This is a genomic window from Kribbella albertanoniae (assembly GCF_004348455.1).
In the GTDB taxonomy this organism is placed as follows: domain Bacteria; phylum Actinomycetota; class Actinomycetes; order Propionibacteriales; family Kribbellaceae; genus Kribbella; species Kribbella albertanoniae.
In genome coordinates this window covers 1-22,014 of record NZ_SMKA01000148.1, presented here as the reverse complement: position 1 = coordinate 22,014, position 22,014 = coordinate 1, and the positions used below count along the sequence as shown (strand labels likewise).

The 22,014-nt window shown below is 68.7% G+C and carries 17 protein-coding genes; 10 read left to right on the top strand and 7 right to left on the bottom strand.

Annotated elements, in window-relative coordinates; all coding sequences use genetic code 11:
- Positions 1–177 precede the first annotated feature (177 nt).
- The 5 genes from E1261_RS26965 to E1261_RS26945 are packed head-to-tail and all read right to left on the bottom strand — an operon-like array spanning position 178 to position 5,231.
- Entirely contained in the window at positions 178–1,470 is a 1,293-nt protein-coding gene (locus E1261_RS26965) for a DUF58 domain-containing protein (RefSeq protein WP_132411271.1), read from the bottom strand.
- Entirely contained in the window at positions 1,470–2,441 is a 972-nt protein-coding gene (locus tag E1261_RS26960; RefSeq protein ID WP_132411269.1) for an AAA family ATPase, read from the bottom strand. Before E1261_RS26960 ends, E1261_RS26965 begins: the two co-directional genes overlap by 1 nt.
- Positions 2,438–3,586 carry a DUF4350 domain-containing protein gene (locus E1261_RS26955; protein ID WP_132411267.1) on the bottom strand — a complete coding sequence of 383 codons (1,149 nt, stop codon included), beginning with the start codon at positions 3,584–3,586 and terminating at the stop codon, positions 2,438–2,440. Before E1261_RS26955 ends, E1261_RS26960 begins: the two co-directional genes overlap by 4 nt.
- Positions 3,583–4,218 (bottom strand): DUF4129 domain-containing protein, encoded by a 636-nt coding sequence (locus E1261_RS26950; RefSeq protein ID WP_132411265.1) that lies wholly within the window; start codon positions 4,216–4,218, stop codon positions 3,583–3,585. Before E1261_RS26950 ends, E1261_RS26955 begins: the two co-directional genes overlap by 4 nt.
- Positions 4,215–5,231, bottom strand: a complete 1,017-nt coding sequence (locus E1261_RS26945; protein WP_132411263.1) for a hypothetical protein — start codon at positions 5,229–5,231, stop codon at positions 4,215–4,217. The genes E1261_RS26950 and E1261_RS26945 overlap by 4 nt, the downstream gene beginning before the upstream one ends.
- 212 nt (positions 5,232–5,443) lie before the next feature.
- Between E1261_RS26945 and mtrA the strand changes: the two genes are divergently transcribed.
- From mtrA to hpf, 5 genes are all read left to right on the top strand, one after another.
- Entirely contained in the window at positions 5,444–6,121 is a 678-nt protein-coding gene (gene mtrA, locus E1261_RS26940) for an MtrAB system response regulator MtrA (RefSeq protein WP_130445425.1), read from the top strand.
- A 113-nt stretch (positions 6,122–6,234) separates the two neighbouring features.
- Positions 6,235–7,863: an MtrAB system histidine kinase MtrB gene (mtrB, locus tag E1261_RS26935; protein ID WP_338033946.1), complete on the top strand. Its 1,629-nt coding sequence runs from the start codon at positions 6,235–6,237 to the stop codon at positions 7,861–7,863.
- 26 nt (positions 7,864–7,889) lie between these two features.
- Positions 7,890–9,671 (top strand): LpqB family beta-propeller domain-containing protein, encoded by a 1,782-nt coding sequence (locus tag E1261_RS26930; RefSeq protein WP_132411259.1) that lies wholly within the window; start codon positions 7,890–7,892, stop codon positions 9,669–9,671.
- 69 nt (positions 9,672–9,740) lie between these two features.
- Positions 9,741–10,424, top strand: coding sequence for a ComF family protein (locus E1261_RS26925; protein WP_132411257.1), 684 nt, complete (start codon positions 9,741–9,743; stop codon positions 10,422–10,424).
- A gap of 246 nt (positions 10,425–10,670) precedes the next feature.
- On the top strand, positions 10,671–11,294 hold the full coding sequence (gene hpf, locus E1261_RS26920; RefSeq protein ID WP_132411255.1) for a ribosome hibernation-promoting factor, HPF/YfiA family: 624 nt from the start codon (positions 10,671–10,673) through the stop codon (positions 11,292–11,294).
- Between the two features lie 91 nt (positions 11,295–11,385).
- Here the strand turns inward: hpf and E1261_RS26915 are convergent, their stop codons facing one another.
- Both E1261_RS26915 and E1261_RS26910 read right to left on the bottom strand, forming a co-directional pair.
- Complete coding sequence (locus E1261_RS26915) at positions 11,386–12,189, bottom strand: S1 family peptidase (protein WP_132411253.1); 804 nt, start codon at positions 12,187–12,189, stop codon at positions 11,386–11,388.
- A gap of 117 nt (positions 12,190–12,306) precedes the next feature.
- The gene (locus E1261_RS26910; protein WP_132411251.1) at positions 12,307–13,089 is read right to left on the bottom strand and encodes a hypothetical protein; all 783 of its coding nucleotides are present in this window, start codon (positions 13,087–13,089) and stop codon (positions 12,307–12,309) included.
- A 184-nt stretch (positions 13,090–13,273) separates the two neighbouring features.
- Between E1261_RS26910 and E1261_RS26905 the strand changes: the two genes are divergently transcribed.
- The 5 genes from E1261_RS26905 (at position 13,274) to secA (ending at position 21,991) form a co-directional block, all read left to right on the top strand.
- Positions 13,274–14,647 carry an AfsR/SARP family transcriptional regulator gene (locus tag E1261_RS26905; protein ID WP_132411249.1) on the top strand — a complete coding sequence of 458 codons (1,374 nt, stop codon included), beginning with the start codon at positions 13,274–13,276 and terminating at the stop codon, positions 14,645–14,647.
- A complete protein-coding gene (locus E1261_RS26900; RefSeq protein WP_132411247.1) occupies positions 14,644–16,152 on the top strand; it encodes an AfsR/SARP family transcriptional regulator in 1,509 nt (502 codons plus the stop codon). Before E1261_RS26905 ends, E1261_RS26900 begins: the two co-directional genes overlap by 4 nt.
- Positions 16,153–16,282: 130 nt before the next feature.
- Positions 16,283–17,668, top strand: coding sequence for an AfsR/SARP family transcriptional regulator (locus tag E1261_RS26895; protein WP_165952669.1), 1,386 nt, complete (start codon positions 16,283–16,285; stop codon positions 17,666–17,668).
- Positions 17,665–18,876, top strand: coding sequence for a winged helix-turn-helix domain-containing protein (locus E1261_RS26890; protein ID WP_132411243.1), 1,212 nt, complete (start codon positions 17,665–17,667; stop codon positions 18,874–18,876). Before E1261_RS26895 ends, E1261_RS26890 begins: the two co-directional genes overlap by 4 nt.
- Before the next feature lie 184 nt (positions 18,877–19,060).
- Positions 19,061–21,991: a preprotein translocase subunit SecA gene (gene secA, locus E1261_RS26885; protein WP_132411241.1), complete on the top strand. Its 2,931-nt coding sequence runs from the start codon at positions 19,061–19,063 to the stop codon at positions 21,989–21,991.
- Positions 21,992–22,014 lie beyond the last annotated feature (23 nt).

The following is a 22,014-nucleotide window of genomic DNA, read 5'->3' as shown; positions in this document are numbered from 1 at the left end:
GAAGGGGCAACCTCAGGGGTTATCCGTTCAAATTGCCCGGGAGCCGGGAGCCGGGAGCCGGGAGCCGGGAGCCGGGAGCCGGGAGCCGGGAGCCGGGAGCCGGCAGCCGGGCCGGGCCGCGCCGGGCCGTGCCGCGCCACGCTGGGGCTGGCTGGGGTGGTGGGGAGGGGGTTTGGGTTAGAGTCGGCCGGCCTTCTTGAGGGCTAGGTAGGTGTCGGCCAGGGCGGGGGCTATCTGGTCTGGGTTTTCGTCTACTACGGTGACGCCGGCTCGGGTCAGGACGGCGGTGACGCGGTCTCGGTCGAGGCGGGTTCGGGCGGCGGAGGCTGCGTTGTAGACCTCGATGAGGTCGGACCGGGTTGACTCGAGTTCGGTCAGGCGGGGGTCGGCTACTGAGGCCAGGACGATGACGTGGCGGCGGAGGAGCGGGCCGATGACGGGGAGCAAGGACTCCTCGATGACGGCGGGGTCCAGGCCGGTGAGGAGGACTACCAGGGACCGTTGGCCCAGGCGTTCCAGCACCTGCGAGACGACGACGCGGAAGTCGGTCTGCACGAGTTCGGCTTCGACATTGGCCAGGGCGTTCACGAAGGACGGCAGGACATCCTCCGGCGCAGGGCGTCGTACGTCGGCCCGTACGGCGGAATCGCAGGCCAGCAAGGAGACCCGGTCACCGGCGCGGGTGGCGAGCGCGGCCAGCAGCAGGGCTGCGTCCATGGCGTGGTCGAGCCGGGGCGCATCACCGACGCGCCCAGCGGACATGCGGCCGGAGTCGATGACGATGGCGACCTGGCGGTCGCGTTCGGGACGCCAGGTGCGCAGTACGACGCTTCCCCGGCGGGCCGTGGCTCGCCAGTCGATGCTGCGGACGTCGTCACCCGGCACGTAGTCCCGCAGCGAGTCGAACTCCGTCCCCTGCCCACGCACGAGCAGCGCCGTACGGCCGTCCAGCTCGCGCAGCCGCGCCAGCCGCGACGGTAGGTGCTTGCGGCTGTTGAACGGCGGCAGCGCCCGCACTGTCCACGCCACCTGATGTCCGCCCTGCCGACCAGCAAAACCGAGCGGACCGATCGCCCGGATCGTCACCCGCTCCGCATGGCGGTCGCCACGTCGTGTCGGTACCAGGTGGGTCGTCAGCCGACGCCGCTCACCATGAGGCAGGTCCAGCTTGTGGGGAGGGTCCAGTACGCCGGCCGACGGCGGCCACGCGTCACGCAGCAGCCCGCGCACCCGCCGACCCGGATTGGTCACCAGCAACTGCACAACAGCCTGCTCACCAAGCCGTACGGCGGTGTCGCCCTCGCGACTGAACTGCAGCCGTCGCGGTGACCCTGCCAGCAGCAGGTCAACCAGGCACACCAAAGCAACCGCGCCAATGACCACACCGACGCCAGACCAGCTCGGCATCACCAGGGCGACGAACACCACCCCGAGACCTGCCAGCAGCCCAGCCCTGCCTGTGAGAACCATCAGCGTGGCACTGGCACGGTCGCGAGGACGCTCTCCAGCACCGCATCCGCACTGACGCCTTCCAGCTCGGCCTCCGGCCGCACCTGCACTCGGTGGCGCAGGCAGGGACGCGCCATGGCCTTCACATCGTCCGGAATCACGTAGTCCCGGCCCGACAACCACGCCCACGCCCGCGACACGTGCAGGAGCGCAGTAGCACCACGCGGTGACACCCCGAGCTGCAGCGACGGCGACTGCCGCGTCGCCCGGCACAGGTCGACGATGTAGGCCAGGACGTCCTCACGGACCGCAACCCGTCGTACGGCGTTCTGTCCGGCCAGCAGGTCCTCCGGACCGGCCACGGGCCGCAGACCGGCCGCTTCGAGATCACGCGGATCGAATCCCTGCGCATGCCGAGCCAGTACGGCGATCTCGGCGTCCCGCGGCGGGATGTCCAGCGTCACCTTCAGCAGGAACCGGTCCAGCTGCGCCTCCGGCAGCGGGTAGGTCCCCTCGTACTCGATCGGGTTCTGGGTCGCAGCGACCACGAACGGCACCGGCAGCTTCCGCGACACCCCGTCGACGGTGACCTGCCGCTCCTCCATCGCTTCCAGCAGCGCGGCCTGCGTCTTCGGAGGCGTCCGGTTGATCTCGTCCGCCAGCATGATGTTGGTGAACACGGGACCCGGCCGGAACTCGAACTCGCTCGTCTTCGCGTCGTATACCAGCGACCCGGTCACGTCACCCGGCATCAGGTCCGGCGTGAACTGCACCCGCTTGGTGTCCAGCCGCATCGCCATCGACAGCGCCCGCACCATCAGCGTCTTCGCCGTACCAGGGACGCCCTCGAGCAGCACGTGGCCACGGCAGAGCAGCGCGAGCACCAGTGCGGTGACCGCGGTCTCCTGACCGACGACGGCCTTCCCGATCTCGCTCCGCAGCGCCACCAGCGCCTGCCTGGCCTGGTCGGCGCTGACCTCAATTGTGGTCACGGGTTCCGTACCTCCTGCATGAGTACGTCTAGTACGTCGGACAAGTTCAGTAGAGCGGCGTCGTCGAGTGGTGGCATGCCGTACAGCGCTTCGTACAGCATGTGTGGGTCCCACCCGGTCCTAGCGGCCAGCGTGGCAACCACTGCGCTCGGCTCGGCCCGTCGGGGGATGCCGTGCGCCTTGTGCAGTTTGCCGAGTGCCGACTCCCGCAGCGCCGCCGCAGCCCGGTCACGTGCTCTCGACCGGCGGTAGAGCCGTGCGCGCCCCTCAGTCGTTTCCGCGGCATGCACGATCACAGGCAAGCGCTCCACCACCACAGGTCCCAGCCGTCGGCCACGCCAGAGCGCAACCACCAGTACGGCGAACGCCAGCGCCCAAGCGATGTAGCGGACATCCGGCGGGACCAGCGGCGGCCCGTCGCCACCCGCCTCGTCCGCCGAGTCTCTCTCGAACTGCGGCAGGTACCAGGTCAGATCCTGATGCGTGCCGAGCATGTTGAGTGCCAGTGCGGCGTTGCCGTCGTCCGCGAGCTCACTGTTGGTGAAGGACCGCGGCGTACCGATCACGTCGATGGTCTGAGACCCGGAGTCGATCCGGACCACGGTGTGGTTGATTCCGTCGCCGTAACACGTCCTGGCACCCTGCGGAGCGGAGTACGTCGTTCCGCCAACAGTCACGGTCCCAGCCTTCACCGCAGCCACCAGATCGCAGCCGGGCTCGCGACTGGCCGAGCTGAGTGTCTGGCTGGCGTCCCGGACCCCAGGCGCGAGCACACTCAGCTCCACCCGGCTGGGCCGGATGAGGATCAGGTGACTCCAGCCGGCGTCCGCGATCTCCTCCCAGTCGGCTCGATCCAGCTGGCCGTTCGGCCCGATGAGCAGCGCCTTGCCCGCACCGGGCTTCACAGCATCTGAGAGCCGCTCGGTCCCGTGGACGTTCACGCCATGGTTCTTCAGCAGGTTCGCAAGCGCCCGGGCGCCGGTCCGCTCGGTGGAGTCCGGGCTGAACGGTCCTGAAGTGCTTGCAGTAGTGAGGATCAGTACGACGATCGCAGCCAGCACGATGATGCCCGTGACGAGCATCGGCCGCCGCAGCGCACGCCAGCTCTCCGCAGCGCCCCGGCCGACCGGCACACTCGTGGTCATCCGCTCACCTTGACCCGTGCGACGCGGGCCGCCTCGTCTGCCTTGACCACCACGACGTATCGCTGCGGTGTCCCCGGACGGTTGCCGTAGACAACCTCGACGAAGGCCAGCGCGGCCGGCTGCAAGGTGTCGCGCAGTGTCGGTGCGACGCGTCCGGCATCCGCGACCACCTCGTACGCCGTCCGGCCGGCACGGTCGTCCAGGATGGTCCGCTCGACCAGCTCGGCCACACAGGCGCGGAACCGGCTGCGGATCGCATGGGTGAAGTCGCCGGAGGCAGCTTCCTTCTCGGCCTGTGCCCGGTACTCCGCAGCGCTCCGCGGCCGGGAGGTGTCGAACACGGACTGCTGCTGCCTGCCGCGCTTGCTGGTCCGCAGCACACCGGCTCGCCAGAGTACGACCACGGCGATCAGAGCGATCAGTGCCACCAGCAGGATCAGTCCGAGGTGGCCGTTGGGGGAGGCGCCGCTCACGCTGTCCAGCAGGTCGGCGATCCAGTCGATCAGCTTGTTCATGGCGCGCTCGATCAACGAACCGCCCGACTGTCGGTAGGCGGACTTCGACAGCTCCTCAGCGGCCTCCTGGGCAGCCTGGTCGCGAGTGATGTCGACCGGCGGTTCGGCGAAGATCACGCGGTACCTCCCGGGCGCAGGGCCGGACGCATCCACAGGTCCAGGCCCTCACGCCGTACTCGCAGGTCCAGGTAGACCAGAGCCTGTACGGCGGACATGAAGGCCAGACTGGCGATCAGCGTCATCACCGTGGCGATCCCTGCCGCCGCTCCGACCACTATGGCGATCAGCGTGCCACCGCTGCTGTCACTGGCGTCGGCCCAGGAGCCGACCGTGATCACCAGCGTCGTGACACCGAACTGCAGGGCGTAGCTGACGATGTTCACGACCACACTCGCGAAGAGCAGGATGCCGAACACCCTCCAGAACTTGCCCTTCACCAGCTGCCACGACCGCCGCAGTGCGCCGACGATCCCCACTCTGGCCGGGATGTACAGCCCGATGTCCGGTGCGTGCTTGCCCTCCATCAGTACGACGGTGCCGGCCAGCACCAGCCGGACTCCGAAGATCAGCACGAGCAGTCCGCCCAGCAGCATGAGTGCGACGGCGATTCCGCCGGCCACAGCACCAGAGACCGCAGACTCCGCACCAGCGCCGATCCCGAACACGGCCAGCAGCCAGCCACCGATCAGGACGATGAACGACAGCGACTGCAGCAGTCCCACCGCCGCCAGCGCAGGCAGCGTGGGACGGACCAGCCGCAGGAGCTCGCGAGCGCTGACCCGGTGACCCAGCTGGCTGCGCACAGCGGCCAGAGCGATGATCCCAGCCAGCGTGCTGGACACAACCGCGAACAGCACCAGCTGAACGCCGTACGTCAGCAGTAGGGCCCCACCGGCCTGCTCGAACGGGTCGTCGGCCCCGAAGAACCCAGTGATGCCACCCGGTACGGCGACCTCGGTCAGCGCGGCCTGGACGGCCAGCAGGGCGACCGCGGCGAGCACCGGCAGCCCCAGCATGATGGTCTTGTTGTCGGAGATGGTCCGGGCCGCGTTGTCCAGCAGATCGGCCGGCAGCCACGGCCGCAGCGGCTCGGCTGCCGGGTCCTCGTGCAGCCTGATGTCGTCGCTCACGTCCGCCTCCCCTCCGCCTGTGGATGCACCCCGAGTTGTCGCGTGGCCGGGCAGTGCACCATGATCACAGCCCAAACCGGGGTCAATCGGCGATCCGGCGTGTGCACTACCCCGGGAATGGGACACTATCCGTAGTGCGCACGGACGGCATGCACCGGGCGCACGACGAGTCGGACGGCAAGGAGCAGCGCGTGGCAGATGGTAACCGGACGATGCGGGGCCGCATTCTCATCGTCGACGACGACACTGCGTTGTCGGAGATGCTCAGCATCGTGCTGCGCAACGAGGGGTACGACACCTATTTGGTCGCGACCGGTGACAAGGCGGTGCCGGCGTTCCGCGAGTTCAAACCGGATCTGCTGCTGCTCGACCTGATGCTGCCCGGGATGGACGGTATCGACGTCTGCCGGGCGATCCGGGCCGAGTCGGGCGTGCCGATCGTGATGCTGACCGCCAAGAGCGACACGGTCGACGTGGTGCTCGGCCTGGAGTCCGGGGCCGACGACTACGTGGTCAAGCCGTTCAAGCCCAAGGAGCTGGTGGCCCGGATCCGGGCCCGCCTGCGCCGGATGGACGAGCCGGGGCCGGAGTCGCTGACGATCGGCGACCTGACCATCGACGTGGCCGGCCACTCGGTGAAGCGGGCTGGGGAGACCATCCAGCTGACGCCGCTGGAGTTCGACCTGCTGGTATGCCTGGCCTCCAAGCCCTGGCAGGTGTTCACCCGCGAGGTGCTGCTGGAGCAGGTCTGGGGCTACCGGCACGCGGCCGACACCCGGCTGGTCAACGTGCACGTCCAGCGGCTGCGTTCCAAGATCGAGAAGGACCCTGAGCACCCGGAGATCGTCGTGACGGTCCGCGGTGTCGGTTACAAGGCTGGTGCGGACTGATCGAGTACGGACGCGACCAAGAGTCGCAGGCTGTTACCGACCCCGCCGCACCGGCAGGGCCGGAGCAGTCGGCCGCCCCCGAGCAGGAGGCGGCCGAGCCGCGCGGCACGGAGCTGGAGCTGACGGCCGCCGCGGCTGAGTGGCATGCCTACCCGCAACCGGTCTGGCGGACGCATCCGAAGTACTGGCCGGACATCTGGCGGCGCTCCATCCAGGCCCGGATCGTCACCGGCACCCTGCTGATGTCGACCGTCGTCCTGCTGCTGGTCGGCTGGGTGATGATGAGCCAGGTCACCGACGGCGTCCTGGAGTCCCGCCGGATCAGCGCCCAGGCCGAGGCGATCGCCCAGCTCAACTCGCTGACCCGCAACATCAACGCGGCCGATTCGACCGCCGTCAACCAGCAGCTGTCCCAGCTGGTCCTCGGCTCGAACCGCCCAGGCCTGTACGACGTCGTGCTGTCCCCGATCGGTAACAGCGGCTCGAACGCGGTCCGCTACACCGGACTGGTCGACAGCGACTCCGTGCCGCAGGTCCTGGAGTCGTCGGTGAACAGCAACGACACCAAGCTCTGGGACACCTACACAGTCATCCAGTACACCGACGGCCGGAGCGCACCGGGCCTGGTGATCGGCTCCCAGTTGCGGGTCGACAGCACCCGCGACAAGTACGCCGTCTACTTCCTCTTCCCGCTCACTGCCCAGCAGGAGACGCTGGACGTCGTGCAGCGCGCGCTGGTCACCGCCGGCCTGCTCCTGGTCGTGCTGCTCGGCGCTGTGGCCTGGCTGGTCACCCGCCAGGTGGTCACGCCGGTCCGGATGGCTCGGCGGATCGCCGAGCGGCTCGCGGCCGGCAAGCTCGAGGAGCGGATGCAAGTCCGCGGTACCGACGACCTGGCCCGGCTGGCGGTCTCGTTCAACAAGATGGCGAGCAACCTGCAGCGCCAGATCCGCCGGCTGGAGGACCTGTCCCGTCTGCAGCGCCGCTTCGTCTCCGACGTGTCGCACGAGCTGCGGACGCCGCTGACCACGGTCCGGATGGCGGCCGACCTCCTGCACGAGACACGCGACCAGTTCGACCCGATGAGCCGCCGCTCGGTCGAGCTCCTGCAGAACGAGCTCAACCGGTTCGAGGAGCTGCTCGCGGACCTGCTGGAGATCAGCAGGTTCGACGCCGGCGCGGCCAACCTCGACCTGGAGGACGTGGACCTGCGCGACATCGTCAGCCGTGTGCTGGAGAACCACGAGACCCTGCTGGAGCGCAAGGGCTGCGAGGTGCAGCTCGACATGCCGGAGCCGTGCCGCGCCCAGGTCGACGCCCGCCGGATCGAGCGCATCCTGCGGAACCTGATCGGCAACGCGATCGAGCACAGCGAAGGCCTGCCGATCCTGATCAGCACGGCGTACGACGACGACGCGGCCGCTGTCGCGGTCCGGGACCACGGTGTCGGTTTCCGCGCCGAGGAGGCGGAGATGGTGTTCAGCCGGTTCTGGCGGGCCGATCCGGCCCGCGCCCGGACCACTGGTGGGACAGGACTCGGCCTGTCGATCGCGCTCGAGGACGCCCGCCTGCACGGCGGTCGGCTCGATGCCTGGGGTTCACCGGGCGAGGGCGCGTACTTCCGGCTGACGCTGCCGCGCCGCCCCGATGTGGCGCTGGCCGGCTCACCGCTTCCGGCCCGCCCGGCCGACGCCGTACGGGTGATCACGGAGAAGTCGCTGGTCGACGTCGGAGCGCCGTAGCAGAAGCTCACGGGTGGTGAGGAGCAGTGAGGCGTCGCTTGCTCGCGCTGCTGCTGGCCGGCACGTTGCTGGTCACCGGCTGCGCGACCGTGCCGACGAAGGGCACGATCCGCAACAGCAACCGCGAGGGTCTGGCCGCGGACTCCGGTGGTGTCGGTGTCGAGGCCAAGCCGCCGCGCGAGGGTGCTCAGCCGGCCGACATCGTGAACGGCTTCCTGGAGGCGATGTCGGACTCCCGGCAGGGATTCGACCAGGCCCGGCTGTACATGACTCCGCAGGCAGCGGCGAAGTGGAAGCCCGAGACCCGGACCGTCGTCTACGACCAGCGGGACGGCCCGCCGGAGCAGAAGGGCGACAACTACGAGCTGACCGCGCGGAGGGTCGCCACCATCGACGACCGCGGTGAGTGGCTCCCGGCCGGTCCGAAGGACAACGCCAACTTCCTCTTCAAGATGACCAAGGTGAACGGGCAGTGGCGGGTCGACTCGGTGCCGCAGGGCGTGCTGCTGGGCACCAACCAGATCGATGCCAAACTCGCGCCGCGCGACCTGTACTTCTTCGCCCGGGACCGGGAGACGCTGATCCCGGACCCGGTCTACCTGGCGCAGAACAACCTGTCCGCCGGCCAGGCCGCGACCCAGCTGATCCAGGAGCTGCTGAAGGGGCCGACGAAGCGGCTCGGCAACGGTGCCGTCTCGATCGCGCCGCCGGGGACGGCCGTTGTCGTCTCCGTCCCGGTCGAGCTCGGTGAGGCGACCGTGGCGCTGAACGAGGCCGCCGGGCAGCTGGTGGAGGAGGACCGGCGCAAGCTGGCGGCGCAGATCGTCTGGACCCTCAACCAGATCAGCCTGAAGGTCAAGATCACCGTCGACGGCGCACCACTGCTGCCGGACACCCCGGGCGTGATCCAGTTCTCCTCCGTGAGTGGGAACGACCCGGCGGCGCCCAGCACGGCGACGACGATCCTCTACGGCTTGCTCGGTGGGAAGGTGCACCGGGTCGACGGCCTCGACGGCGCCTCCGACCAGGCCGCCCGGGCACTCAACTCGAGCCAGCTCTACGCGTACGACGCGAAGTCGTTCGCCGTGAATCTGCGGGGTGACTCCGGGGCGATCGTCACGATGGAGGACGGCAAGCGGGTCGTCGCCTACGCGAAGCTCGCCGAAGGCGGGGGAAACGGCCCGGGCGACAAGGTCAGAACGATCGCGGTCGAGGGCCGGACCCTGCGACCCAGCTACGACAACTCCGACAACCTGTGGATCCTGGATCGGGCCGACAGCTCGGCGCCGCGACTCCGGGTCCGCACCAGGGACGGCGCGGTCGAGAATGTCCCGGTCAACTTCCACGGCGACGTCCCTCAGGTGCTGCGGATGGCGCCGGACGGCGTCCGCGCGCTGCTGGTGCTGGAGTCCGCGAAGACCGGCAAGAACACCGTTCAGACCGGCACTGTCCGGCCTGCGGACAGCGGTAAGGGCCTGATCCTCGACCAGCTGCGTGACCTCCAGGTGCCGCTGACCGGGATCACCGACGCCGCCTGGTCCAAGAAGGGCGTCCTGGTGGCCGGCAAGCCTGCCGGCAGTCCCACCGCGCAGCCCTGGCTGGTGAACACGGACGGCTCGAACCCGCAGCCCCTACCCGGCGGCAGCCCTGCCTTCGGGATCGAGAACGTCGCCTCCAACGCGAACCCGGAGACCCTGCCGGTCTTCGAGGACCCTGAGGGCAAGATCCACTGGCAGGGCCGCGACCTCGACTGGGTGACGCCCAACGACAAGCTCGCCGACAGCCTGATCCCGACGTACCCCGGCTGAATTCCGCAGTTATCCACAGGCGAGCGGACGCTGCTTGTGGAGCGGCTGCGGAGTGACCAAGGTGGTGGGGTGTGGGGCGCCGCGGTCGATCTGCTGCTCGGAGGCGGCTGCGCCGGGTGCGGACGACCGGGCGTGACGGTGTGTGATGGTTGCCGGGGGCTCCTGCGTCGGCTGACTCCGTTCCGTGCTTGGCCGGATCCACCGCCGCCCGGACTACCGCCACCGACCGCAGCCGCGCCGTACGGCGATCAGGTCCGGCGACTGGTCATCGCCCACAAGGAGCACGCCCGGTACCCGCTGGCCCGTCCGCTCGGCGCCGCGCTGGCGACCGCCGTACAGGCTGCTCTGGGCGAGCGCCGTACTGCGTGGCTCGTGCCGGTGCCGTCGGCTGGGTCGACCGTCCGCAAGCGTGGGCACGACCCGCTCGGGCGGATCACCCGGGCCGCCGCGCGAACCCTGCGTGGGCAGGGGATCGAGGTGCGCGTCGCTCCGGCACTCCGGCTGGTACGGCGTCCCGACGACCAGGCGGGTCTGTCCGCGGAACGCCGTTCTGCCAACCTGGACGGGGCTTTCAGCCTCCGTTCGCGCTGGGCTGAACCGCTGACGCATCAACCGATCGTGGTTGTCGACGATGTGATCACCACCGGTTCCACGCTCGCCGAAGCCTGCCGTGCGCTGGAATCACGGGGAATTCCGGTGCTCGGTTGCGCGGTGCTGGCAGCGACCGTAAGACGTTTGCCGTCTGGTTCATGAGAACTTCTCTACCGGTTTTCGCCGAAGCCGACTAGCGTTGGCCTATGACACCCGTTCGGGCTTGTCGGGCAGGGATGTGGCGCAGGACCGGATCAGCCGGAATCCTGGCCACGGACTCCGACCGGCTCGGTGACGGGTGTCGTTCGTTTCGGGCTCCCCAGCACTCATAAGCAACCACCAAGGAGTCGAGTTCCGAACCGTCGGGGGTCCGGAGACGTTACAAGTCGCCGATCGATGGAGGTTTCCGTGGACGTCGTTGTCAAGGGTCATCACTGCGAGGTCAGTGACCGCTTCCGGCAGTACGTCGAGGAAAAACTCGAGCGAATCGAGAAGGTCGATCACCGGGTACTGCGGTGCGAAGTGGAAGTCAGCCAGGAGAAGAACCCGCGACAGCACGATCGCGCGATGCGTGTCGAGCTCACCATGTACACCAAGGGTCCGGTGGTCCGCGCCGAAGCGTGCGGTGAGACCAAGCAGGCGGCGTTCGACGTCTGCCTGGACCGGCTGCGCGCCCAGGTCCGCAAGGCGGCCGACCGCCGCCGCGTGCACGGTGGCCGCACCCCGGAGGGCCTGCGGCACCTGAATGCCAAGCAGCCCGTGAACGGCCTTGCGCCGACTGTGGAGGACACCGCCGCCGAGGACGAGGTGGCGACGTACAAGGTCGGCTCGCTGACCGTCACCGGAGACGGTCCCCTGGTGATGCGCGAGAAGACACACACCGCCAAGCCGATGTCTCTGGACCAGGCTCTCTACGAGCTGGAGCTGGTCGGGCACGACTTCTACTTGTTCGTCGATGCCGACGACAACCAGCCCAGCGTCGTCTACCGGCGGCGCGGCTACGACTACGGCGTGATCCGCCTGGCGGTCTGAAGCACATCTGAAGCACATCTGAAGCACAGAAAGGGCCGGGTTCCTCGCGGAACCCGGCCCTTTCGCCTTCCCCTGTGAAGGTCCTCTGTGGCTAGCCGATCTGCGCCTGCAACGCGGTCGCGTAGGTCGCCACCTCGGCGTAGACGCCCGGGTTGCCGGCGTCCGCACACCCGACGCCCCACGAGACGACACCGAACAGTCGGCCGTTCAGGACGAGCGGCCCACCCGAGTCGCCCTGGCAGGAGTCCTTGCCGCCTGCTTCGAAGCCGCCGCAGATCTCGCCGTCCGCCGTGTAGCCCTGGCTCGCGTACGCCTTCTCGCAGTACGCGTCGCCGAGTACGGGCGCGTCGACCTTCTGGAAGGTGTCCTCCGGGCCGGTGCCCTCAGTGGCGCCCCAGCCATAGACAACAGAGGCGGCGCCTGCGGCGTCGGCTGCCTTGTTCGTCTCGAGCGCCAGCGTCGGTACGCCGGTGAACGGCGTGGCCAGCGTCAGTACGGCGACGTCGTGCCCGGGCTGCTTGCCGTACTCCGGGTCGACCCAGATGTTGCTGATCTTGGACTCCTTGCCACCGGATGCGGTGAGGACGTCCCGGCCCTGGATCGCGGTGTACGTCGACACGGCCTCCTGCGCGCAGTGCGCGGCAGTGACGATCTTGTTCGCCGCAACCAGCGTGGAGCCGCACCACTGGCCGCTCGGCGACGGGGAGCCGCTGTTGTTGAGTGCGATGGCCCAGGGGGTGTCCGCGGTGTGGGCGATGGTGCCGCCGACGATGCGGGTCTTCGGGCTGTCCGGTGCCGGTGCTGCGCTCGCTGTGACCGCCACTGCGCCGACGGACGCCGCCGTCAGGGCTCCAGCGGCGAGAAGGGCGCGTACCAGCTGCAGTCTTGCTGTCATGCCTCACACTCCAGGGCTCAGGGGCCGTGCGGGCGGCACGACCTCCTCGCTGACCTTCTCCCGGCTACCGGGGGTAGCGCACCTCTCACTTGCGGTAATACCGGAGTTATGACCGGGTCAGAGCCCCAGCTCCTTCCCGTCGATCACGCTGGCCGGAGCCGGTGCCTTCGGAGCCTTCAGCCGGTTGTAGTCACTGAACCCGAAGGACTCGCCGGCGGTCCCCGACTCGATCCGCACCGGCCTGCCGTCGCGGCTGTCCACCCACAGCGTGCCCTCGCCGTCGTACAGCCCGATCGAGGCGACACCGTCGACCGTCCGCTGCGGCTTCTTCGTCAGCTTGCCGGAGGGCTGGAAGACGTTCTTGACGAAGGTTTCCCGGGTGACCAGGTCGATCATGTCCTGGAAGTCGCCGTCCTTCTTGTTCAGCTTGATCCACCGGCCCTTGAGCAGCGCGACGGTCCCGTTGATCTCGGCCGGGGTGTCCTTCTCCGCCTTGCCCTGGGCCCGGAGGAACTTCTCGCTGAGCTGCAGGTAGGCGGTCTTGCCGATGATGGTGATCCCGATCGGGCTGCCGTCGATCGTGAAGGTGCCCTGCCCGCCGGTCTTGGTCAGGTGAATGTCGATCGCCGCCTTCTCACCCGCTTCGACCCATGAGCCGCGCAGCCGGACACTGTCGGCCGCCAGGACGGCCGACTTGGCCTTGGCGAACAGAGTCTTGGCATCCAGGTCCGCGACTCCAGCGGGCTTAGGCGTGGGCGTCGGCGTGGGCGACGGTGTCTCGGTGGAGGTGGTCGGCGTTGGTGAGCTCTGGCTGAGCTGCTGTGGGTCCGGGCCGCAGGCGGTGGTGGCAGCGGCGACCAGGGCGGTCGTGGCGATGGTGCGGATCCAGGGGAAGGACATGGCGGTTGTGCTTTCTCTCGTACGGCGGCCCGGCCGGCCGGCGTCATCGATTCCCACTGTGGGTGCGCCGGTCTGCGGTGAGCTGCGGTCTGACTGCGGACCGCTGCCGGACCGCTGCCGTCGGACGGCAGAGCTGCTTTCATTCCGGTCTGGTGGGGCCCTGCAGCCTGGATAGACTGCGCCGGTGGAGGACGCCGTCCGGTTCGAGCTGCTCGGACCCTTGCGGGCGTTTCGGGGCCTCCAGGAGCTCGAGTTGGGCCCCGCTCGGCAGCAGGCGGTTCTGGCGGCACTGCTGCTCGCCGCGAACCACGCCGTACCGGCGTCTGCGATCGTCGACCAGGTGTGGGGTGACGACCCGCCGGCCAACGGGGCGAACGTGGTCCAGAAGTACATCGCCGGACTGCGGCGCATCCTAGAGCCGGACCGGTTACCGCGGGCGGCCGGACAGCTGCTTGCGCTCACTCCGGCCGGATATCAGCTGCTGGTCGCTCGAGGTGGCTCAGATCTGGATGTGTTCACCGCACGTGTCGCCGAGGCCCGTCGGTTGCGTGCGCGAGGTCTGCTCGCCGAAGCGACCACCGAGGTCCGGACCGCTCTCGCGCTGTGGCGGTCCGAGCCGCTGGCCGGGCTGACGGGCAGGTACTTCGCAGCGATGCGCACCCAGCTCGCCGAGGACCGTGCCGCGGCGCTGGAGGAGTGGGCCGAGCTGGAGCTGGACCAAGGCCGTGAGCAGGCGCTGCTCCCGGAGCTCTCCCGACTGATTGGCGAGTACCCCCTCCGCCAGCGACTCCGGGCTGCTCACCTGCTCGCGCTCTACCGCACCGGGCGCCAGGCCGAGGCCCTCACGTCCTATCAGCAGGCTCTGCAGCTCCTCGGCGGGAGGCCGAGCCCGGAACTGCAGGCGGCCCACCGGCAGATCCTTCAGGCCGACCGTCCACCGCCCAGGGTGATGGCTGCGCCAGGCTTCGAGGCTGAACAGCTGGTGGGCTATTGGCCGGATCGGACGGCGACGCGACCACTGGGCTGGAAGGGCTGGACTCTCAAGGTGGTGGCGACTCTGCTGGCGCCGGGGACCATGGGCATCGCTACCGGGCCGATGGTCGGCCTGCTCGCCATCCACCGTCGCAGTTGGAAGCTGGCGCTCGCAGCTGTCGGCTACCTCGTGGCGACTTTCGTGTTCTTCGCGATCGTCGACAAGCGGGCCGATTCAGAGGACTTCAACCTGCTCGACGGTGTGGCGATGCTTGCCATCCTGGTGAGTACAGTGGGCGGAGGTGTCCAGCTGGCGCTGATGGTCCCGCGCCGAACCCCTACTGTGGAATCGCAGCGGGTGCTGGTCGATCTGAACAGTGCTCCGGAGCAGGTTCTGCGCACGCTGCCGGGACTTCCGCCCGAGCACGCGGCGCTGATTCTTGCCGAGCGCAACGCGCGGGGACCGTTCCGGTCGCTGGAGGACGCAGCCGCACGAGGTATGTTCCCCTGGCCGGTGCCACGGCAGATCGCTGACGTCGTACTTGTGATTCCAGTCCAGGACGCCCCCAAGGAGGAGCGCCGGTGAGTGCAGTCCGGTTCGAGATTCTCGGACCTTTGCGAGTGACCCGTGGGCGGGAAGAGCTGCAGCTGGGTCCGGCCAAACAGCAGGCCGTGCTCGCGACCCTGCTGGCCACTCCGAACCAGGTGGTCCCGACCGCACGGATCATCGCTGCGGTCTGGCCCGACGAGCCGCCGGTCAACGGGACCAACGTCGTACAGAAGTACGTCGCTGGGCTGCGGCGTGTGCTGGAGCCGGACCGGGCGCCCCGGAGCTCCGGTGAGCTGCTCGTTCTGGAGGCGGGTGGCTATCGGGTGGCTGTGCCCGCAGGTGGTTCGGATACTGACGACTTCGAGGCGCAGGTCCAATCAGCTCGAGCGCTGCGGCAGTCCGGTCAGCCAGTCGAGGCGTCCGAGCAACTCCACCAGGCGTTGAGCCTGTGGCGCGGTGAACCGTTCGAAGGACTCACCGGTCCGGTATTCGACGAGGCTCGTCGCCACCTGACCGAGCTGCGTGCCGGTGCGATCGAGGACCGCGCCGAGATCGAGCTGGAGCTCGGTCACCACGAGCCGCTCACCGCAGAGCTCTCTGCGCTCGCCCAGGCCTTCCCGCTCCGGGAACGGCTGCGCGGCGTACAGATGCTTGCCCTGCACCGCACTGGACGCTCGGACGACGCATTGGCGGCGTACCGGGAGCTGCACGACCAGCTGGTCGAGGAGTACGGCGTCGAGCCCGGTCCGGAGCTGCAGCAGCTGCAGGCGCGGATCTCGGCCAACGACCCAGGCCTGATCCCTGCTGGGCAGCGATCGACGACCACCACCCAGACACTGCTCCGCGGAGGACGGGACTGGTCGCTGGGACGCGGTTGGCCGATCGGCATGTCCGACCTGATCCCGCCGCAACGCCCCCAGGTCGGCCGGATCCTCATCAAGGCCGCCGCTGTCCTTGTCACGTTGCTGACCTTCGGGCTCGGCGGTGTGGCCGGGATGTTCGGTCTGGCGTACCTGCGCCACAGCAAGCGGTTGCGGCTGGCTGCGTTCGGCTATCTGGCGGCCTGGTCCGTCGGCCTGGTGTTGTTGTTCTTCAGCGAGCCAACCGGCGACAACGTGACCTACGTCGGGTTCCTGGTGATCGTGATCTCGACGATCGCCAGTGCGATCCACCTCGCCTTCACTGTCGCGCCTATGTCTGTACGGCGGATCCGTGGCCTGGCCGCTCTGGACCAGCGCGTCCGGGCCCGCCAGGTGCTGGACCGCGACCCGGCGTTCGCCCGCAGCCTCGGCATCGGCCTCCCGCACCTGCACCGCGAGTACGACGACGGCGGTCTGATCGACCCGAACGAAGTACCGGCCGGCGTCCTCACCCGCATCCCCGGTGTCACCGCTCAGCACGCTGCCCTCATCGTTGCCAGTCGCGACGAGCAGGGCCCCTTCAGCACGGTCGACGACCTCGTCGACCGCGGCCTCTTCCCCGCACCACTTCCCGACGCCGTGGCAACCTTCCTGGTGATCCTTCCGCCTGCCGCTGAGTGAGCTGCTGACCGCCGTACACTCCGGGTTCGGGATCGGACCTGGGGGCTCGATGCAAGGTGTTCGTCCGACGGCGGCGCAGTACGGGATCTTGGGGCCGCTCGTCGTGTGGCGGCGGGGGAGCCGTGTCGAGGTGGGAAGCTCACCGCGGCAGCGGGTGCTCGCGCTGTTGCTGCTGCATCCCAACACGCCGGTAGATGTCAGCAAGCTCATCGAGGCTGGTCCACTGGACGGTCCTGAGCAGCTGCGGGTCCTGCTCGAGGAGCTGCGCGATCTCGTCGACCCACATCGGCTGCCGGGCGTCGACGGTGCCCTCATCGAGCTCAGCGACGGTCGCCCCATGCTCTGCCTGGAGCGAGCGGATCTGGACCTCTTCCGGTTCGAGGACGGGCTGGCCGAGGCCCGCAAGCTGCGTGACCGCGACCAGCGGGCACAGTCGGCGGAGGCGTACCGGACCGCGCTGGCCAACTGGCGCGGAGAGCCACTGGCCGGTCTGCACGGGCCACTGTTCGACAAGGCCCGGCGCTGGCTCGAAGATTTGCGGATCGCTGCGCTCGAGGACATGTATGAGGTCGAGCTGGCCGCGGGTCGGCACGAGGAGGTGCTGTCTGAGCTGTCCGCGCTGACAGCCCAGTACCCGCTGCGGGAGCGGATCAGGGCCGCGCTGATGGTCGCTCTGTACCGCGTCGGCCGTCAGGCGCAGGCATTGGCGGAGTACGACGACTACCGGACCCGGCTGGACTCGGCCCACCAGATGCTGCCGTCGCTCGCGCTCAAAGCGCTCTGGGCCCGGATGGTCAACTTCGACCCGCTGCTGATGCTTCCGGTTCCGGCCACTGACCTGAAACCGGCGCCCCGGCCGAATCCCCCGGTCGGGCAGTCGGTGGTGGTGGCCCGGGCGCTCCTCGGGGCCATCCTGCCGGTCGTGACCTGCGGTATCGGTGCGTCCGTTGCCTTCGTGGTCCTGGCCGTTGCTCGTCGCAGATGGCGCCTGTTGCTCGCCGCTGCTGTCTATGCCGTCCCCTCCGCCTTGTTCTTGTTCCCTGACTCGACCGACGCGTTCCTGATCTCCAGCCCGCTGATCCTGCTGTCGGTCGGGCACCTGCTGGCCGCCCTGCACGCGCCACACCGCCGGTGGTGGCCGAGGACCTGGTGGCCGTATCGCAAGCGAACCAGAGCAGCAGCGCGGATCCGGGAGAGCTGGCGCCGGTACGCGAACTACGACCCGGAGGCGGTACGGCGGGCAGGTGTCGGCCGGCCGGATCTCAGGCTCGGAACGGACGACGGCGGACTGGTCGAGCTGAACGGCGCCCCGGCCGAGGTGCTCGCCACCCTGCCGGGAGTCACGGCGGAAGTGGCCGCGCGGATTCTGCAGCAACGGCTCTGGCCGCCGCTGACGAGGGTCGAGGAGCTCGAGACGCGCGGCATCCTGACGGTGACCGACGACCTGCGCGATCGGGTGCTGATCCTGCCGGTTCGGAATTCTGTCGGTGCGGCCAGGCAGAATCCCATGCCATGAATACCCAGGTGATGTCGACGGCCCAGGCCAGGCGGGTGGCGCTGGCTGCCCAGGGGTTCATGGACCCGCGGCCGAAGGGTGTTCCCGATGCGCGGGCGCTCGGCCGGGTGCTGGGTCGGATCGGTTTGCTACAGATCGACTCGGTGAACGTGTTGAGCCGCGCGCAGTACCTACCCCTGTATTCGCGGCTCGGGCCGTATCCGCGGACCATGCTCGACAAGGCGTCGGGGAAGGCACCGCGGCGCCTCGTTGAGTACTGGGCGCACGAGGCGTCGCTGATCCCGGTCGAGACGTTCCCGTTGATGCGGTGGCGGATGGATCGAGCGACCACCGAGGCTTGGGGTGGGCCGCGGTCGATCGCCAAGGAGCGGCCGGATCTGGTCAAACAGGTGCTGGCCGATGTCCGCGAGCACGGTCCGCTGACAGCACGGCAGATCGACGACGACGTGGAGCGCTCCCGGGAGAACTGGGGCTGGAACTGGTCGGACGTGAAGCGCGCGCTGGAGTTCCTGTTCTTCGCCGGCGAGGTCACGGTGGCTCGGCGGAACCAGCAGTTCGAGCGCGAGTACGACGTACCGGAGCGGGTGCTGCCACGCGCCGTACTGGAAACCCCGACGCCGACCCTGGACGAGGCGCATCGGGCGCTGGTGTCGATTGCTGCCAAGGCGCATGGGGTGGCAACCGCCCAGTGCCTGAAGGACTACTTCCGTACGTCGCCTGCCCCGACCGCGCAGGCGATCGCGGAGCTGGTGGAGGAGGGGGAGCTGCTGCCCGTCCAGATCGACGGGTGGAAGCGACCGGCGTACCTGCACCGCGACGCGCGGCTGCCGCGGCGGGTGAACACGCGAGCGCTGGTCAGCCCGTTCGACTCGCTGGTCTTCGAGCGAACTCGCGGGGAGGTCCTGTTCGACTTCCGCTATCGCATCGAGATCTACGTTCCGGCGGAGAAGCGCATCCATGGCTACTACGTGTTGCCGTTCCTGCTCGGCGACAAGCTGGTGGCTCGGGTCGACCTGAAGGCAGACCGGGCCGCCGGCGTGCTGCTGGTCCAATCGGCGCACGCGGAGCCCAAGGCGCCGCCCGAGACAGCTGAGGAGCTGGCTGCCGAGCTGGTCCAGCTGGCCGGCTGGCTGGGGCTGGACCAGGTCCGGGTGGCCGGTGGCGGTGACCTTTCGCCAGCGCTCAGTGACGCCCTGCGAGGTAACTGACGCCGCAGCGGGAACTTTCGGGCACGCTTGAGCGTGGGTGTGTTACGGGCGAGGGCACGCTGCGGGCGTGGCTTGGCACACCTGGCCCCGTACGATGGGGGTCGCACGCCGTTCCAGCGGGCCGTGCCCGACTGTATCGATCGGCCGCATCCAGGCGACAGCAGCAAGGAGAGAACTCCCCACCATGAAGGTGATCGACAAGGTCCTGCGGATCGGCGAAGGCAAGATCCTGCGTCAGCTCCAGGGCATCGCGAAAGTGGTCAACTCCATCGAGGACGACTTCGTCGGGATGACCGACGAGGAGTTGCGGGGCCAGACCGCGGAGTTCAAGGAACGTCACCAGAACGGCGAGTCCCTGGACGCGCTGCTTCCGGAGGCCTTCGCCGTGGTCCGGGAGGCCGCCAAGCGGACCCTGCACCAGCGGCACTACGACGTCCAGATCATGGGTGGCGCGGCGCTGCACCTGGGCAACATCGCCGAGATGAAGACCGGTGAGGGCAAGACCCTGGTCGGGACCCTGCCGACGTACCTGAACGCACTGTCCGGCAAGGGCGTGCACGTGGTCACGGTGAACGACTACCTGGCCAAGTTCCAGGCCGAGTGGATGGGCCGGGTGTACCACTTCCTCGGCCTCGACTACGGCGTGATCCTGCCGGACATGTCCCCGGCCGAGCGCCGGGTCTCCTACTCCAAGGACATCACCTACGGCACGAACAACGAGTTCGGCTTCGACTACCTGCGCGACAACATGGCCTCCAGTATCGAGGACTGCGTCCAGCGCGAGCACAACTACGCGATCGTGGACGAGGTGGACTCGATCCTGGTCGACGAGGCCCGGACCCCGCTGATCATCTCCGGACCGGCCGAGGACTCCCAGCGCTGGTACGTCGAGATGGCCAAGATCGCCACCGTGCTGAAGCCGCGGATCGCCGACGACAAGATCCCCGAGGAGCAGCGCCCGGTCGCCGACTACGAGGTCGACGAGAAGAAGCGCACCGTGGCCATCCTCGAGCGCGGGATCGAGAAGGTCGAGGACCGGCTCGGGATCGACAACCTGTACGAGTCGGCCAACACCCCGCTGATCAGCTACCTGAACAACGCGCTGAAGGCCAAGGACCTGTTCCGCAAGGACAAGGACTACGTGGTCGTCGACAACGAGGTGCTGATCGTCGACGAGCACACCGGCCGGACGCTGCACGGCCGCCGCTACAACGAGGGTCTGCACCAGGCGATCGAGGCCAAGGAGAAGGTCGAGATCAAGGAGGAGTACCAGACCCTCGCGACGATCACGCTGCAGAACTACTTCCGGCTCTACAGCAAGCTGGCCGGCATGACCGGTACGGCGATGACCGAGGCGGCCGAGTTCTCCAAGGTCTACGGTCTCGGCGTGGTCCCGATCCCGACCAACAAGCCGATGGTCCGGGTCGAGGAGCGGGACCTGATCTACCGCACCGAGGACGCCAAGTTCGACGCGGTGGTCAAGGACATCGTCGAGGTGCACGCGACCGGTCAGCCGATCCTGGTCGGTACGACCAGCGTCGAGAAGTCCGAGCGGCTGTCCGCCCAGCTCCGCAAGGAGAACATCGCGCACGAGGTGCTGAACGCGAAGCAGCACGCGCGAGAGGCCGCGATCGTCGCCGAGGCCGGGCGCAAGGGCGCGGTCACGGTGGCCACCAACATGGCCGGCCGTGGTACCGACATCATCCTCGGCGGTAACCCCGAGCACCTGGCCGACAAGGACCTGCGGTCCCGCGGCATCGACCCGGCCGAGTTCCCCGAGCAGTACGAGGAGGAGTACCCGGCCGTCCTCGAGCAGTTCGAGAAGCAGGTCAAGGACGAGCAGGTCGAGGTCCGCGAGGCCGGTGGTCTGTACGTGCTGGGCACCGAGCGGCACGAGTCCCGCCGGATCGACAACCAGCTGCGCGGTCGCGCCGGCCGTCAGGGCGACCCGGGCAAGTCCCGGTTCTACCTGTCCCTCGAGGACGACCTGATGCGTCTGTTCAAGCGCGAGATGGTCGACTGGGCGATGTCGCGCAACGACGACGACAGCCAGCCGCTGGAGAACAAGATCGTCACCAAGGCGATCGCGTCGGCCCAGTCCCAGGTCGAGTCGCAGAACTTCGAGACCCGGAAGAACATCCTCAAGTACGACGACGTGATGAACCGTCAGCGGCACGTCGTGTACGACGAGCGCCGCCGCGTGCTCGAGGGTGCGAACCTGCGCGAGCAGGTGTCGGACATGCTCGAGGAGACCGTCACCGGTTACGTCCAGGGCGCCACCGCCGACGGTTTCGCCGAGGACTGGGACCTGGACGCCCTGTTCACCGCGATGAAGACGCTGTACTCGACCGAGCTGACCGAAGAGCTCCTGGTCGAGGAGGCCGGCGGCGAGCGGGCCGGCCTGACCTCGGACTTCCTGGTCGAGCGTTTCATCGCCGACGCCCAGGAGGCCTACGAGCGGCGCGAGCAGCTGCTCGGCGAGGACGCGATGCGCGAGCTCGAGCGCCGCGTCGTGCTGAGCGTGCTGGACCGCAAGTGGCGCGAGCACCTGTACGAGATGGACTACCTGCGCGAGGGCATCGGCCTGCGCGCGATGGCGCAGCGCGACCCCCTGGTCGAGTACCAGCGCGAGGGCTACGACATGTTCGCCACCATGATGGAGTCGATCAAGGAAGAGTCGGTCGCCTTCATCTTCAACGTCGAGGTCGACATCGAGGCCATGCGGGCCGAGATGGAGTCCGCGGCCCAGGCCGAAGCGGCCGGGGTCAACCTCGACCTCGACGGCGTCGGCCTCGAAGGCCGCCGGGTCGAGGACATCCTCACCCCCGGCGCCCCCGTTGCCGAGTTCCCCGGCCGAGTCCAGGACGAGGAGCGCCCGCGCGACACCCCGCGCCTGCGCGCCAAGGGCCTCACCGGCGACAAGAAGCCCCAGCGCCTCACCTACTCGGCCCCGACCATCGACGGCGACGACGAGGTCTCCGTGATGGGCGACGCCGTAGACGAGGGTTCCCTCCTCTACGCCGGCACCCCCCGCAACGTCGCCTGCCCCTGCGGCTCCGGCAAAAAGTACAAGCGCTGCCACGGCGACCCCACCTCAGACGCCTACAAGTTCTAACCCCACCACCCATCTCCAAGCCC